Raw genomic sequence first — 12,936 nt, forward strand, 5'->3', positions numbered from 1 at the left:
TCGAGTAGCCCAACAGGCCTGGTGCCCCCAGTCCCTACGGCATGGGGGTCCGCGTTGGTTTCCAGCCTCTGTCGGTCCGCGGTCTGATTGTTGTACTCCACTGCGGTACATCCCCTCAAGCGCCCACCCTGTCAAGTACGTTGATCGATCTTGCTGATGAGCCGCTCCCTGGGAGCACGTCCTGACTATGCTTCAGGGGCTAGGTGGTCACAGCTACCTCACACTGAATGGAGGTCACGCGGATGGCAAGGAGAGATTTCTCCGCTAACGCATTGGTGCCCCATGGGCACCACCAGAATTGGGTACTGATTGAAGAGATCATTAAAGAAGTGGAGAGAGTGACCGACCAATGGCCTGACGCGGAGACTTATATCGCCGTCAAGGGTAAGCGGGATTTATACGGGAGATACACCTCATTGATCGATGCCAAGATCGGATTGGGTGACGATCATAGAGATGTCACTGAGGTAGACATCAGTCGCGCCGAACGTGACGGCGATGATTCCGACATGTGCGTCTCCGTGACTCTCTCTAAGAGTCAGCGAGAGACCTCCTGGGTCTACGCATCCGGGCCCGTAAAGCGAACGTGCGAAGAACTCGTGAGGAGTATTCAAGCGTTCGTCCTTCAGGCGATCAATCATCCTGAACTGGCAAGGATGAGTTCAAGTGGAGGAGCCGAAATCGAGGCTCAGCTACATCATTTGCATCCTGCCATCCGGTCCAGTGCCCTAGCGCGGCTGGCCAGTGGTCACGGTGACGAGGCAGTCGAAGAGGCATGCAAGAGTGTGGGTGCTCGGATACGCCAACTTAGTGGTTTGGACGACGACGGCGCTTCGCTGGTGAGCACCGCGCTCGGTAGTCGGAGAATGATCGCGATCAACGAAGGTGAAACCAAGTCCGATGTGAGTGAGCAGGAAGGGTACATGCACCTTGGCATGGCGCTATACCGTGCGGCCAGAAACCCTCGCGCACATCGTCCGTCGGATCCAAACTTCAACCAGAACGAAGTAGCCGAGTGGCTGTCCGTTGCGAGCGCACTGCATAGGGCTTTGGATAGAGCTAAGCCAGTACAGAAGTGATCGGTTCTCTGCGGCCTCTGGTTATGTTGGGAATCATCTGGTACCGCCATGACGGGCGGTTCCGGGGAATCTTCGCGAATTGACCTGTCCGACCTCTGCCCACAGCGCTGCTTTGGAAGCCACGTACGAGAGAGTGGATGGTCTGGGGGCCTCGTAGCCTGGGTCTTCGTATCGCACCACCCCCTCAACCCACCACTCACCCCAGCTCCCATCCCGTCCGCCTTTGACCCACACACCGTGGAGCGGTCGTGGTTCAGGGCGTCAAGGTGGAGCGCGCCACTGTACGAACGACCTTGACGCCCTGGGCCGCGGCTGCTCGGCTCTGCCTGGGCCGGAGGTGGTCGGGATGGGAGCCCACGACGCTCGCCACGCTCCGGCCGGCACTCGCGAACGGCGCCCCGTCCATCCCGGAGTCGGAGCGCCCCCGCCGGAGGCATGTCTTGAAGCCGCGGGCTTGGTTCTCGACTCAGGGGCCGTAGTTCGCTGCGGCCCCAGGGGTCCGGCCTGGGCGCCGAAGGCGCAGAGGGCCGGGCATAAGGGGCCAGCCCGCGCCTTGCGCGGGCACTTGATGAAGTAGGGAAAGTCTTATCCCGCTGGGATGAGGTGCTTGCCATCGTGGCTTCGTACGTGGGGCCCGTTGCCGTCCAAGGCGTCCAAGAGCCTGATCGCGTAGACCTCGGACATGCGCTCGCTGACTTCGTCGGGCGTGAGCCAGGAGACGGCTGTTGACTCGCTTGATGTGCGCTCGGTGCCGCCGGAGGGCTTGCAGCGGAAGACCAGGGCGACGATGCCTCGGGTGGTGTTCTTGTAGACGCCGGTGAGATTGTCGACCTCGATGTGGATGCCTGTCTCTTCCCAGACTTCGCGGGCTACGCCGGCCTCGGGGGTCTCGTCGAGTTCGAGAATGCCGCCGGGGAGTTCCCAGGTGCCGTTGTCGGCTCGGCGAATCGCCAGGAGGCGCCCGTCTTCGCGCACCACTACCCCGGCTACGGATACGGAGTGCAGGGGCGGCGACGTTGCTTCCTGTGGTTGACTCATGTACAGGAGCATAGGAGGCATGGAAGGACTATGGGAACTGCGGTAGAGGGGGGCAGGTCCGGCCCTCGGTATGTGCAGATCGCGGACGAGCTCGTGCAGCAGATCAGGGCTGGTGTGCTCAAGCCTGGCGACATGGTGCCGAGTGAGTCTGAGCTGGTGGAGCGCTATGGCGTGTCCGGCGGCACGATCCGCAAGGCCATGGTCGAAGTGCGGGCGAGCGGGCTCGTCGAGACCCGGCATGGCAAGGGCTCGATCGTGAAAGACCGGCCGCCGGTACGCCACCGCTCCTCCGACCGCTTCCGGCGCTCGCTCCGCCAGGGCGGCAAGGCCGCGTACCTCGCGGAGTCCGCGCAGTCCGGCGCCACTGCCAAGGTGAGCGTCCTCTACATCGGGCCCATGGAGGCCCCCGCGGATGCAGCCCAGCGACTGGGCGTCCCCGCTGGCACTCAGGTGCTCGCCCGTCGGCGTCTCTACTTCCGCAACGGCACCCCGGTCGAGACCGCCTCCTCATATCTCCCGTGGGACGTGGTGAAGGAGATCCCGGAGCTGTTCGCCGAGAACCCCGGCGGCGGTGGCATCTACGCCCGACTCGAAGACCACGGGCATGAGTTCGCTGAGTTTGTCGAGACGCTGCAAGCTCGGCCGGCCTCCAAGGCGGAAGCCACCGAGCTGGCGCTCAGCCCGGGTGCGCCGGTGGTTCACCTCATCCGGGAGGCCCGTACGACAACCGGCCTCGTGGTTGAGGTCTGCGACACGCTCATGGCTGCTGACCAGTTCGTTTTCGAGTATCGGATCCCGGCCGGCGACTGACGCCCGCTCAACTTCCCGCAACCCGTCGCGACTTCGATGTCGCGGCGGGTTGACTCATGTACATGAGTGAGGCACTCTTCTTCATGTCACTCATATACATGAGTGGCGGAGTTCGGCATCTATAGAGGAGTGATCCACTGTGCGTCAGATCCCGGTCGACACCTCCGCCGCGACCGTGATGGTTGCCAAGACCCCGCAGCCGAAGGTGAAGGACCGCCGTACCGGCGAGATCGCCACCGACGCCGAGACCGGCGCGCAGTTGATGACCGTGGACGTGATGTTCGCGGCCAACGACGAAGTCGAGATCCTGTCCATCACCGTTCCGGAGACCGGCATCTCCGGTGACCTGACCATGGGCACCCCGGCCGCCCTCACGGGGCTGATCGCCCGGCCGTGGGAGAACGAATTCAACGGCCAGAAGCGGCACGGCATTGCCTTCCGCGCCGTCGCTGTCACCTCGCTGGTAGCCACAGGCACGGGCTCGAAGGTGGCCTGAGCCATGACGTGGCCGACGGTTTTGCTGCTGGTGGTCGTCGCCGCTGCGGGTCTCCTGCGGTGGCGGCGTCCCGCCTGGTACTGGCTGACCTTCGGGGTCGCGCTCGCTGTCGTGCGCGTCCTGGTCCGCTACGCCTCCGTCATGGAGGCCTGCGGGCTGACGGTCCCGCCCTCGCGCTGGCGGCTGATGCTGGCCCGGATAGCCAACCGCCCGGCGCCGGAATCTCGCGCGCCGCGCATTCTGCGGCTGCGGCCCACCTACACCGGCCTGGTTCTCAGGCTCAAACTCCGCCCGGGACAGGACGCCTTCGATGTCGCCGCCGCCTCTGACCGGCTGCGCCATTCCTTCGGGATGTACGGCGTGAACTCCCGTGAGTTGCGCTCGGGTGTGGTCGAGATCCGGATGACCGGCTACGACGTACTCAAACGGGTGCAGATGCCGGTCAGGACCGACACCCGACCGATGCGCATCCCGGTCGCCCTGCGAGAGGACGGATCGGTTCATTACCGGGACTATCGCGCTGTCCCGCATGGTCTGACCCTCGGCGCCACGGAGTCCGGCAAGTCCGTCTACCAGCGCAACCTCGTCGCCGGGCTCGCCCCACACAACGTCGCGTTGGTCGGCATTGACTGCAAGCAAGGCGTCGAACTGTTCCCGCTGGCACGCCGGTTCTCCGCGCTCGCCGACAACCCCGACACCGCATTGGAGTTGCTGGAGGCGCTGGTGTCCCACATGCAGGACGTGTATCAGCTCATCCGCGCTGAGCAGCGGGTCAGCGTCGCTGTGCCAGACGCGGAGATCGCAGCCGACATCTGGGACCTGCCCGAGGATCTACGGCCGGTTCCGGTCGTCGTCCTGGTCGACGAGGTTGCCGAACTCGCCCTCTTCGCCAACAAGGAGGAAGAGAAGCGGCGGGACCGGATCATCACCGCCCTGGTCCGTCTCGCCCAGCTCGGCCGCGCGGCCGGCGTCTACTTGGAGATCTGTGGGCAACGTTTCGGCTCCGAACTCGGCAAGGGCATCACGATGCTCCGTGCCCAGCTCACCGGCCGCACCGCGCACCGCGTCAACGACGAGACGTCCGCGAACATGGCCTTCGGCGACATTGCGCCGGATGCCGTACTCGCCGCCATCCAGATTCCTGCCGAGACGCGCGGCATCGCCATTGCCGCGGACTCCACCGGCGGCTGGCACCGCATCCGCGCCCCGCACACCTCGCTGCGCCAAGCCGTGAACGTCTGCAACAAGTACGCCTACCGCACGCCCGAGCTGCCCGCCCTCGCGCCCTTCCGGCCCGCGGTCGCCCCGCTGCACTCGGCCCGCGTGCCGCTGTCCAAGACAGCCCCCGCCACCGCCTGACCCACCCCTCCCACGGTCGGCGCGGCCGCCCTTCGCGCCGGTTCCCTACCCCCGCCACGCCTGATCACAGGAAGGAGCCGTGATGGCCCGCCCCGCTCTCCGCATCGACGCCGTACTCGTTCAGGCCGTCATCGCCGGGGCACTGTCCTTCGCCCACCTGCACGACCTTGCCGCCGCTGCCGGGCAGACGGGCTGGAAGGCCTGGGCCTATCCGGTCTCGGTGGACCTGCTCTTGGTCGCCGCCTGGCGTCGGCTGCGTGCCGATGGGCCGTCCCGGCTGGCCTGGTGCTGGTTCCTCATCGCCCTGGTCGCCTCCCTCGGCGCCAACGTTGCCACCGCCGGACTGCTCGACCTGAACGACGTCCCGGCCTGGCTGTGCATCCTCGTCGCCGCCTGGCCCGCCCTGGCCTTCATGGGCGGCACCCTCCTCGCCCACTCACCCGCGGACCCCTCCCCGGCTCCGTCGGCACCTTCCGCCCCGGCTCCGGACCCCGCGCCTGAGACGGATCACGACGCCGTCGCCGCTGAGTCGAGCCGGGTACCCGAACCCGTCGCCGCCCCGGATCCCGAGGAAGCCCCGGCCCTGCCCACAGCCGTGCCGGTCCCGGCCGCGCTGGTCGCCCACGCCCGCAAGGTCGCCGACGACCACCACGCCCGCACCGGCGCCCGGATCGACACCGAAACCCTCCGCGCCCGCCTCGGCGTACCGCCCCATCTCGCCGACGCCATCGCCGCCCAACTCGCCTGACCCAGAAGAGAGACAAGCCATGACCCGTGACCCGGCCGATCTGACCGCGGCCGACTACCTCGACGGTGCCCGCGAGATGACCGCCGCCAACCGGCCCTACCTCGCCCACCTGCTCGCCGAGGAAGCCGCCCAGCGCACCACCGACCCGGCCACTGCCGCCGGCATCCGCGCCACCTTCCCCGACCCGACCACCACCCGAGAGGAAACCGACTGACATGCCTGCCCGCGACTTCTTCCACTCCGTGATGCGGATCGGCCCCGTGCAGATCGGCACCCACCGCGACCGCCGCGGCCGGACCAAGCACGCCGCCGTGTGTACCAACGACGGGTGCGGCTGGTCCGCCGACTACTCCAGCCAGTCTGCCGCACAGCTCGCCGCCCGCACCCACCGCTGCCGCGTCAGCTAGGAGGCCGACCCCAATGGACGTTCCGCTCTGGCTCGCGCTGCTCACCGTCGGCTACCTCGGCGTCAAGCTCATCCGCCCGCCCTGGTGGCTCATCGCCGTGCTCCTCCTCGGCGGCTTCCTCCTCGCCGACAGCGTGCTTGCCCCCGTCGTCAACGGCTTCGTCAAGTAACACGACCCGAAGGGAGAACATCGATGCTCCGCCCGAAGATCCCGACCAACCCCACACCCACCGGCCACGTCATGCCGCCCGTGGCCGTGGAGCCGACCACCGTCGTACCGAGCGCTCAGGTTCCGCCCCCTGCCCCGGTTGCTGCGGCGCCGGCACGGCCCACGGTGCAGCTCACCCCGGGCACCGCCCTCGCCCTCGTCGGCGGCGGGGCGGCCGTGGTCCTGGTCGTCGGCGCCGTCCTGGTCTCCATGCTTCTCGCGGTCGCCATCACCGGCGCCTCGGTCGCCGTCTGTGCCCTGGTGATCCGCTCCCTCGTCAATACCGACGCCAAGCGACGCTGACCGGCCCCCGGGCGGCCTCGATACCGCCAAGCATCCGCCGCCCGGGCGCCGTCCCTGTCCGATCTCACAACCGGAAGGAAGAACCCAGCATGGCGCATCGCGCCTCACCCATGCCTGCCCCGCTGCTCGACCCGACCACCCTCGGCGACCTCCTACGGGTGGCCTCGGCTCCCGACTACACCCGCTGGGAAGACCAGATCCGCCGTACCGGCGGCTGCTCCGACCCCATCCACCTGACCGGCTGGACCCTCCACAAGGACAAGACCACCGGCGAGACCCTGCACCACTACACCACCTTCAACGAGCCCGGCGGACGTCTCCGCCTCGCCTGCGGCAACCGCCGCGCCTCCCGCTGCCCCTCCTGCGCCTGGACCTACGCGGGCGACACCTACCACCTCATCCGCGCGGGCCTGGCCGGTGACGACTGCCGGGACGTCCCCACCACCGTCAGGGACCACCCCCGCGTCTTCGCCACCCTCACCGCCCCCTCCTTCGGCCCGGTCCACAACCGGCCCGACCGCGGCGTCTGCCGCTGCGGCGTCCAGCACACCCCGGACGCATCGGAACTGGGCACTGCCCTCGACCCCGCCACGTACGACTACGCGGGCGCCGTCCTGTTCAACAACCACGCCGGACACCTCTGGCAGCGCTTCACCACCCGCCTGCGTCGCGAACTCGCCGCCCGCGCCGGCCTTACCCGCCGAGAACTCGCCGACCGCCTCCGCGTCTCCTACGGCAAGGTCGCCGAATTCCAGAAGCGTGGCGCCCTGCACTTCCACGCAGTGATCCGGCTCGACGGCCCAGAGGGGCCTGGAACGCCGCCACCCGCCTGGGCAACGGTCGATCTGCTCGCCGACTCGATCCACGCAGCTGCGGCGCACTCCTACACGTCCGTCTCCGTCCCGTCCGCCGGGGACCAACCGGCCCGGTCCTTCCGCTGGGGAACACAGCTCGACGTCCGCCCGGTGAAGGCCTTCGGTGACGGCTCCGACATCACCGAACAGGCCGTCGCCTCCTACGTCGCCAAGTACTCCACCAAGGCAGCCGAGAACACCGGCACCCTCGATCGCCGCATCGGAGAACTCGCCGAACTCGACCGCCACCAGGTCCCGGACCACACCCGCCGCCTGATCACCGCATGCCGCGACCTGGACAGCCTCTACCCGGACCGGCGCCTCTGGGCCTGGGCGCACATGCTCGGCTTCCGCGGCCACTTCTCCTCCAAGTCCCGCCGCTACTCCACCACCCTCGGCGCTCTCCGCCAGGCCCGCGCCGACTACCGAGCCGCCCAGGAGGCCGCCGCCCTGGGTCTGGAGGACCGCGAACCGGACACCGTCCTCGTCCTCACCGACTGGCAGTACGCCGGCCACGGCCACACCCCCGGTGAATCCGCCCTTGCCGCCTCAATCGCCAGGGATCTCCAGCTCAACCGGGAGACGGCGCGCGAAGCACTGCAAGACCAACTCACCCTGGAAGGGGCCGCAGCATGACCACCGCCATTACCGCCGAACTGCTGACCGTGCCGGAAGTCATGGCGCGTCTCAAAGTCGGACGCTCGAAGGTCTACGACCTGATCCGCTCGCGCCGTCTCGTCTCGATCAAGATCGATGGGGCTCGTCGTATCCCCGACATCGCCGTTCGTGACTTCGTCCTCGGACAGATCGAGGAGGCTGCCTGATGGCTGGCACCCGCAAGCGCAATCCCAACGGCGCCGGCACCATAACGAAGCGCAAGGACGGCCGTTACCAATGCGCTGTGTACGTCCTTCAGCCGGACGGCACCCGCGCTCGCAAGTTCGCCTACGGCAAGACCTGGGCCGAGTGCGACGCCAAACGCCGTGAGCTGCTTGCCAAGGTCGACCAGGGCGTGCCCGTGCCCACCAAGTCGGCCAAGCTCTCCGAGTGGCTGCCGTACTGGCTGGACAACGTCATCAAGCCCCGGCGGAAGCTCAGCACGTATGACAAGTACGAAGCGCATGTCCGGCTGTACCTGGTGCCGTTGATCGGTGCCAAGCGGCTCGAAGCGCTCGGCGTCGCCGACGTACGCCGCTTCCTCGTCCGCCTGGAGAAGGAGACCACTGCGGCAACCGCCAAGGAGTCCCACAGCGTCCTGCGGTCGGCGCTGTCCTCCGCCTGCCGCGAGGAACTGATCACGCGCAACGTCGCCAAGCTTGTCGAGCCGCCCCGAACCGACAGCCGCGAACTGAAGCCCTGGACTCTCGACGAAACGTTGGACTTCCTCGCGGTCTCCCGCAAGGACCCGTTGTACGCGGCGTTCGTGCTCGCCATCGCCATGGGGCTTCGCCGGGGTGAGATCGTCGGACTGCGCTGGTCGGACCTCGACCTGGACAACCGCGTTCTTCACGTCCGCCAGCAGACCCAGCGTCGTCGGGGCGTCCTGTACGACGACGACCCCAAGAGCCGCCGTCGCCGGGTCGTCCCACTGCCCGCCCTCTGTATCGCACCCCTGCGCTGGCACCGGATGCGGCAGGCAACTGCTCGTGCCAAGGCGGGGGAGCGGTGGCAGGAGTCCGGCTACGTCTTCACCACCCGCACCGGCCGCCAGGTCGAGCCGCGGAACGTCTACCGCTCCTTCACCCGCGTCGCCGAGTCCGCCGGCCTTCGCGTGATCCGGCTGCATGATGCCCGACACGGTACGGCCACTCTGCTCACGGCGGCTGGGGTCGCGCCCCGCGTCGTGATGGAGATCCTCGGGCACTCTCAGATCAGCATCACGATGGACGTCTACACCCACGTCGTCCAGGACACGCAGCGGGAGGCCATGAGCCACATGGACCGGCTGCTCAGGAGGCGCCCCGGTCGTCAGTGACCGCCCTCGTTGATGTCAGATGTGGATGTCACCACCTAGGAACGTTCCTAGGTGCCATGACGAAGGCCAGCTAGGAACATCTCCTAGCTGGCCTTATCTCTTGTGCCCCCGGCAGGATTCGAACCTGCGACACCCGCTTTAGGAGAGCGGTGCTCTATCCCCTGAGCTACGGAGGCCCGGGCCTGTAGAGAATCTCGGAGAAAACCCAGCGAGTGGATCTTCAGTCGAGGTGTACAGGCCCGCTGGTCAGTGGGGGTGCGCTGGTGCTCGCGACGGTTTCCCGGGCGGACGTCCTGCGCGACCTGACCGCTGACGTGAACAGCGTAGCGGATCGAGGCGGAGCGGAGGTGTGGAGTACGGGGGGTGGGGGGTTGCGAAGGGGGTGACCTGCAGTTTTCTGTGCGGTGCTGGCTGGTGTTCGTCTCGGTCTGTGCGTGGCGCAGGACCGGTTTGTCCGTTCCGTCGCGGACGTGGAGCCGAGGTGGCCGGGGGAGGGAAGGCCGTCGGCCGTTCATGGCGGAGCGCGGCGGGCCGGGTCGCCTGTCGACCGGCTGATGCCGAAGCGTGAATCGCTGCGGGGCCGGGAGCGGCGGGGGCGGCTCGCCGCGCTCCCCGGTCTCGGCACGTCGGGTCTGCTTCGTCAACGAGGCCGTACGGACGGCGCAATCGGCGGCGACGTGCTCCGGCGTGACGCCGGGTTCACGGTTGTGCGGCCCGTACGTTGCCCTGGCGGAATTCCTTCGGATGCGGCTCGGGCACGGTGACACCCTCCTGGCCCGCTGCTCGGCGACCCAGGCCGGGTGTCACTCAGCTCTCCAGCCGCCTCTTCCTGAGTCAGCCGTTCTCGGTCCGGTCCACGACGAAATCGCAGAGCATCTCAAGGACGTCACGCGCCGGTGAGCTGGGCAGATCCGCGATCTCTTGCCTGGCCACGCCCGCCCACTTCCGCACTTCCGCCCGCGTCATCTCGACGGCTGGATGCTCCTGGAGGAGCTTCAGCGCCTCGGCGTGCAGGGCGGGGTCGGTCAGCTGGCCGGACCGCATCAACTCCACGAGCCGGGCGTCCGTGGCGACGGACGAGCGAGCGGCGTAGATCATCGGCAGGGTGGGGACACCCTCGCGGAGGTCGGCCCCGGGGGGTTTGCCGCTCTGGTCGGCCTCGCTGGTGATGTCGAGCACGTCGTCGGACAACTGGTAGGCGATCCCCCACGCTTCGCACGCCCTGCCGATCCGCGCCACGGTCTCGCCCGGCGCACCCGAAAGGAGGCCGCCGAGCTCGCCCGAGGCGGCGAACAGCGATGCGGTCTTGTTGGCGAGGACGTCGAGATAGTGAGGGAGCCTGTCGGCCTCGGACTGCGGGCCCGCCGTCTCGGCCGACTGGCCCTCGCAGAGTCGGCTGAAGGTCCGTGCGTGGAGACGGATCGCCTCATCCCCGAGTTCTGCCAGGATCTGAGAAGCGCGTGAGTAGAGGAAGTCCCCTGTGAGCACGGCGACCTTGGTGCCCCACAGCACGTGCGCACTCGGCACCCCGCGCCGGATGGTGGCCTCGTCCATGACGTCGTCGTGGTACAGCGTCCCGATGTGGGTGAGTTCCATGGACGCCGCGGCCGACAGGATGTGCTCACCTCGGTGAGCTCCGAACTGGGCGCCCAGAAGGACCAGGAACGGCCGAAGCCGCTTTCCGCCGGCGCTGATGAGGTGGCGCGCAGCGGTGGCCAGCAGGCCGTTGTCTGTTTCTACCGCGGCGAATAGTCGTTCCTCGACCAGCTTCATGCTCAGGGTGAGCTCGTCGGCCAATTCCGCATCGGCAATATTCACGGGTAGAGCAGATCTCACGTAAATCTCCAACTGTACCCAGCAAGTCACGTATTAACGATTGTATCTAATCACGCTGAACGTTCAGTTTGCACATCCCCGTGCCCGCCCTTCACCGCCTTGGCCGTAGAGGGGCCCGGTGGTCGCCCGCGTAGGCGTCGGATCTCGGGCACCAACGGGGCGGCGACGCTGAGGAGCAGAATGAGAACGCCGTTGCCGACGAGGACGGCTGGGAGGCCGAATGCGTCGGTCAGCCCACCAGCTGCTGCGGTTCCCGCCGGGCTGAGGGCGTAATTCCCGAGTGCGTCGTACGAGGAAATACGGGAGAGCTCTTCCGGCGGAACCTCCTGCTGTAGCGCGATGGCCCAGCCAATCTCGAAGATTTCGAGAAATGCGCCCGCCAGGAAGGACAAGGCGATATTGACCGGCGTTGTCAGAGGAATGGCGAGCGCGAAGAACAGCAGGGACAGGGCGGGAAAGGAAAGGATTCCCACCAGGAGTATGCGGCGCGGCCGGAATCTGAGGAGTACCAGACCGCCGACAACGGCTCCGAAACCATACGCGGCGACGATGAATCCCCAGCTGCGTGCACCGCCGAGGTGCAGATCGGCGGACAGCGGCCCCAATACCGAGATCAGGGCCGAGCTCGCAGTGGTGACGACCCCGGACAGTGTGACGGTCACCCACAGCCAGCGCCGAGAAGTGAACGTCCGCCATCCCTGGCGGAGTTCGGAAACCATGTTGGATTTCTGAATCCGAGGCAGACTGGAGAAGGTCATGCGAAACCTGAGGGCCGCGGCGACAGCGAAACTCGCAGCGTCGATGCCGAGGCCCAGCCCTGAACCCCATAACGCGATGAGCGGACCGCCGAGCGCGGCACCACCGATCGATGCCGTGTTGCGGCACATGCGGTCCAGCGCCACAGCCTGCTGCCGCAGTTCGGCCGGCACGGTGTGGGGGAGCAGTCCCTGCGCGGCCGGGTAGCTGACGGCGACGCCCATGCCGCCGACCGCGGACAGTACGCCCAGGTGCCAGACCTGGGCGTGGCCGCTGAGGACCAGACCGGCTGCGGCACCTTCGGCGGTGGCCTGCACAACGTTCGCGGCGACCAGGACTCGGTGGCGGGGCCAGCGGTCCGCGATCACTCCCCCGATCAGGAGGAAGGCGGTGAGAGGGACGAGCTTGGCGGTCGCGACGAGTCCGACGTCGCCGGCCGAACCGCCAACTTCGAGCACGGCAAAGGGTATTGCGACGGTCGCAATCGATGAGCCGGTGACAGAGATGGCATTGCAGGTCGCGAGCAGCCGAAAATTTCGACTCTGTAGAGGGCCTTGCAGAGTGGGGAGTTGAAGAAACTGCACTTGCTGCGCTCCCTTGCGGGCCGTGTCTGCTTCGACTCTCGTGCAACGAAGGCCCGTTGTCTAACCACTCAGTGAGGCCGCGAGCCATCCAACTCTCGGCTCCGATGGCTGTCAAGGTGTTGTGGATCGCAGAGGCTATGAGGGTCGATTGTGAAGTGATCTCGGTCACTCTATGAATGTGGGAGGGGGTACGGAACGCCCGGGATCAGTCACTCTGTTCAGGCCGCATGTGGAGGTTCGGGGGCTCCTTCGGCACGGCCCTCGTACCCGTCACGCAAAGCACTCTTGTATCTCGGACCTCGCTGGTAAGGTCCAATAAGCGAAAGGCCGTTCGGCAGGTAACCCCCATCAGGGATGCGAGAGGGGCTCGAGTTGAACTCGGAAGACCGCAGGGTTGCGTTGTCGTTCGGGCAGCGTCGGTTGTGGCTTGCCGATCAGGTTGCGCCGGGGAGTTTGGCTTACAGCACTCCGTTTGTTTTGCGGT

15 protein-coding genes and 1 tRNA gene are annotated in these 12,936 nt (G+C 67.1%); 12 read left to right on the forward strand and 4 right to left on the reverse strand.

What is annotated here, in order from left to right; all coding sequences use genetic code 11:
- The first annotated feature begins 227 nt into the window (after positions 1-227).
- Complete coding sequence (locus ACFVWY_RS22120) at positions 228-1,079, forward strand: TIGR02391 family protein (protein WP_389875036.1); 852 nt, start codon at positions 228-230, stop codon at positions 1,077-1,079.
- 585 nt (positions 1,080-1,664) lie between these two features.
- Here ACFVWY_RS22120 and ACFVWY_RS22125 read toward each other — a convergent pair.
- Positions 1,665-2,129 carry an NUDIX hydrolase gene (locus ACFVWY_RS22125; protein ID WP_389875038.1) on the reverse strand — a complete coding sequence of 155 codons (465 nt, stop codon included), beginning with the start codon at positions 2,127-2,129 and terminating at the stop codon, positions 1,665-1,667.
- Between the two features lie 18 nt (positions 2,130-2,147).
- Between ACFVWY_RS22125 and ACFVWY_RS22130 the strand changes: the two genes are divergently transcribed.
- The 11 genes from ACFVWY_RS22130 (at position 2,148) to ACFVWY_RS22180 (ending at position 9,276) form a co-directional block, all read left to right on the forward strand.
- A complete protein-coding gene (locus tag ACFVWY_RS22130) occupies positions 2,148-2,927 on the forward strand; it encodes a GntR family transcriptional regulator (protein ID WP_389875040.1) in 780 nt (259 codons plus the stop codon).
- 139 nt (positions 2,928-3,066) lie between these two features.
- Entirely contained in the window at positions 3,067-3,423 is a 357-nt protein-coding gene (locus tag ACFVWY_RS22135; RefSeq protein WP_384221436.1) for a hypothetical protein, read from the forward strand.
- Between the two features lie 3 nt (positions 3,424-3,426).
- Positions 3,427-4,782: an FtsK/SpoIIIE domain-containing protein gene (locus tag ACFVWY_RS22140; protein WP_389875043.1), complete on the forward strand. Its 1,356-nt coding sequence runs from the start codon at positions 3,427-3,429 to the stop codon at positions 4,780-4,782.
- Positions 4,783-4,864: 82 nt separating this feature from the next.
- The gene (locus ACFVWY_RS22145; protein WP_389875046.1) at positions 4,865-5,530 is read left to right on the forward strand and encodes a DUF2637 domain-containing protein; all 666 of its coding nucleotides are present in this window, start codon (positions 4,865-4,867) and stop codon (positions 5,528-5,530) included.
- A gap of 19 nt (positions 5,531-5,549) precedes the next feature.
- On the forward strand, positions 5,550-5,744 hold the full coding sequence (locus tag ACFVWY_RS22150; RefSeq protein WP_384750044.1) for a hypothetical protein: 195 nt from the start codon (positions 5,550-5,552) through the stop codon (positions 5,742-5,744).
- A gap of 1 nt (position 5,745) precedes the next feature.
- Positions 5,746-5,937, forward strand: a complete 192-nt coding sequence (locus ACFVWY_RS22155) for a mobile element transfer protein (protein WP_383920488.1) — start codon at positions 5,746-5,748, stop codon at positions 5,935-5,937.
- A gap of 13 nt (positions 5,938-5,950) precedes the next feature.
- A complete protein-coding gene (locus ACFVWY_RS22160; RefSeq protein ID WP_266690365.1) occupies positions 5,951-6,106 on the forward strand; it encodes a hypothetical protein in 156 nt (51 codons plus the stop codon).
- Positions 6,107-6,129: 23 nt separating this feature from the next.
- A complete protein-coding gene (locus ACFVWY_RS22165) occupies positions 6,130-6,447 on the forward strand; it encodes a SpdD-like protein (RefSeq protein ID WP_389875047.1) in 318 nt (105 codons plus the stop codon).
- 110 nt (positions 6,448-6,557) lie between these two features.
- Positions 6,558-7,937 carry a replication initiator protein RepSA gene (gene repSA, locus ACFVWY_RS22170; protein WP_389875064.1) on the forward strand — a complete coding sequence of 460 codons (1,380 nt, stop codon included), beginning with the start codon at positions 6,558-6,560 and terminating at the stop codon, positions 7,935-7,937.
- Positions 7,934-8,125 carry a helix-turn-helix domain-containing protein gene (locus tag ACFVWY_RS22175; RefSeq protein ID WP_385207215.1) on the forward strand — a complete coding sequence of 64 codons (192 nt, stop codon included), beginning with the start codon at positions 7,934-7,936 and terminating at the stop codon, positions 8,123-8,125. Before repSA ends, ACFVWY_RS22175 begins: the two co-directional genes overlap by 4 nt.
- A complete protein-coding gene (locus ACFVWY_RS22180) occupies positions 8,125-9,276 on the forward strand; it encodes a tyrosine-type recombinase/integrase (protein ID WP_389875051.1) in 1,152 nt (383 codons plus the stop codon). The genes ACFVWY_RS22175 and ACFVWY_RS22180 overlap by 1 nt, the downstream gene beginning before the upstream one ends.
- A gap of 103 nt (positions 9,277-9,379) precedes the next feature.
- On the opposite strand, the gene ACFVWY_RS22185 is transcribed toward ACFVWY_RS22180, so the two are convergent.
- The 3 genes from ACFVWY_RS22185 to ACFVWY_RS22195 form a co-directional block, all read right to left on the reverse strand.
- A tRNA-Arg gene (locus tag ACFVWY_RS22185) sits at positions 9,380-9,452 on the reverse strand.
- Positions 9,453-10,110: 658 nt separating this feature from the next.
- Complete coding sequence (locus tag ACFVWY_RS22190) at positions 10,111-11,049, reverse strand: polyprenyl synthetase family protein (RefSeq protein WP_389875066.1); 939 nt, start codon at positions 11,047-11,049, stop codon at positions 10,111-10,113.
- A gap of 113 nt (positions 11,050-11,162) precedes the next feature.
- Positions 11,163-12,452, reverse strand: coding sequence for an MFS transporter (locus tag ACFVWY_RS22195; RefSeq protein ID WP_389875054.1), 1,290 nt, complete (start codon positions 12,450-12,452; stop codon positions 11,163-11,165).
- Between the last annotated feature and the right edge of the window lie 484 nt (positions 12,453-12,936).

Source organism: Streptomyces sp. NPDC058195 (genome assembly GCF_042883525.1).
Lineage (GTDB): Bacteria > Actinomycetota > Actinomycetes > Streptomycetales > Streptomycetaceae > Streptomyces.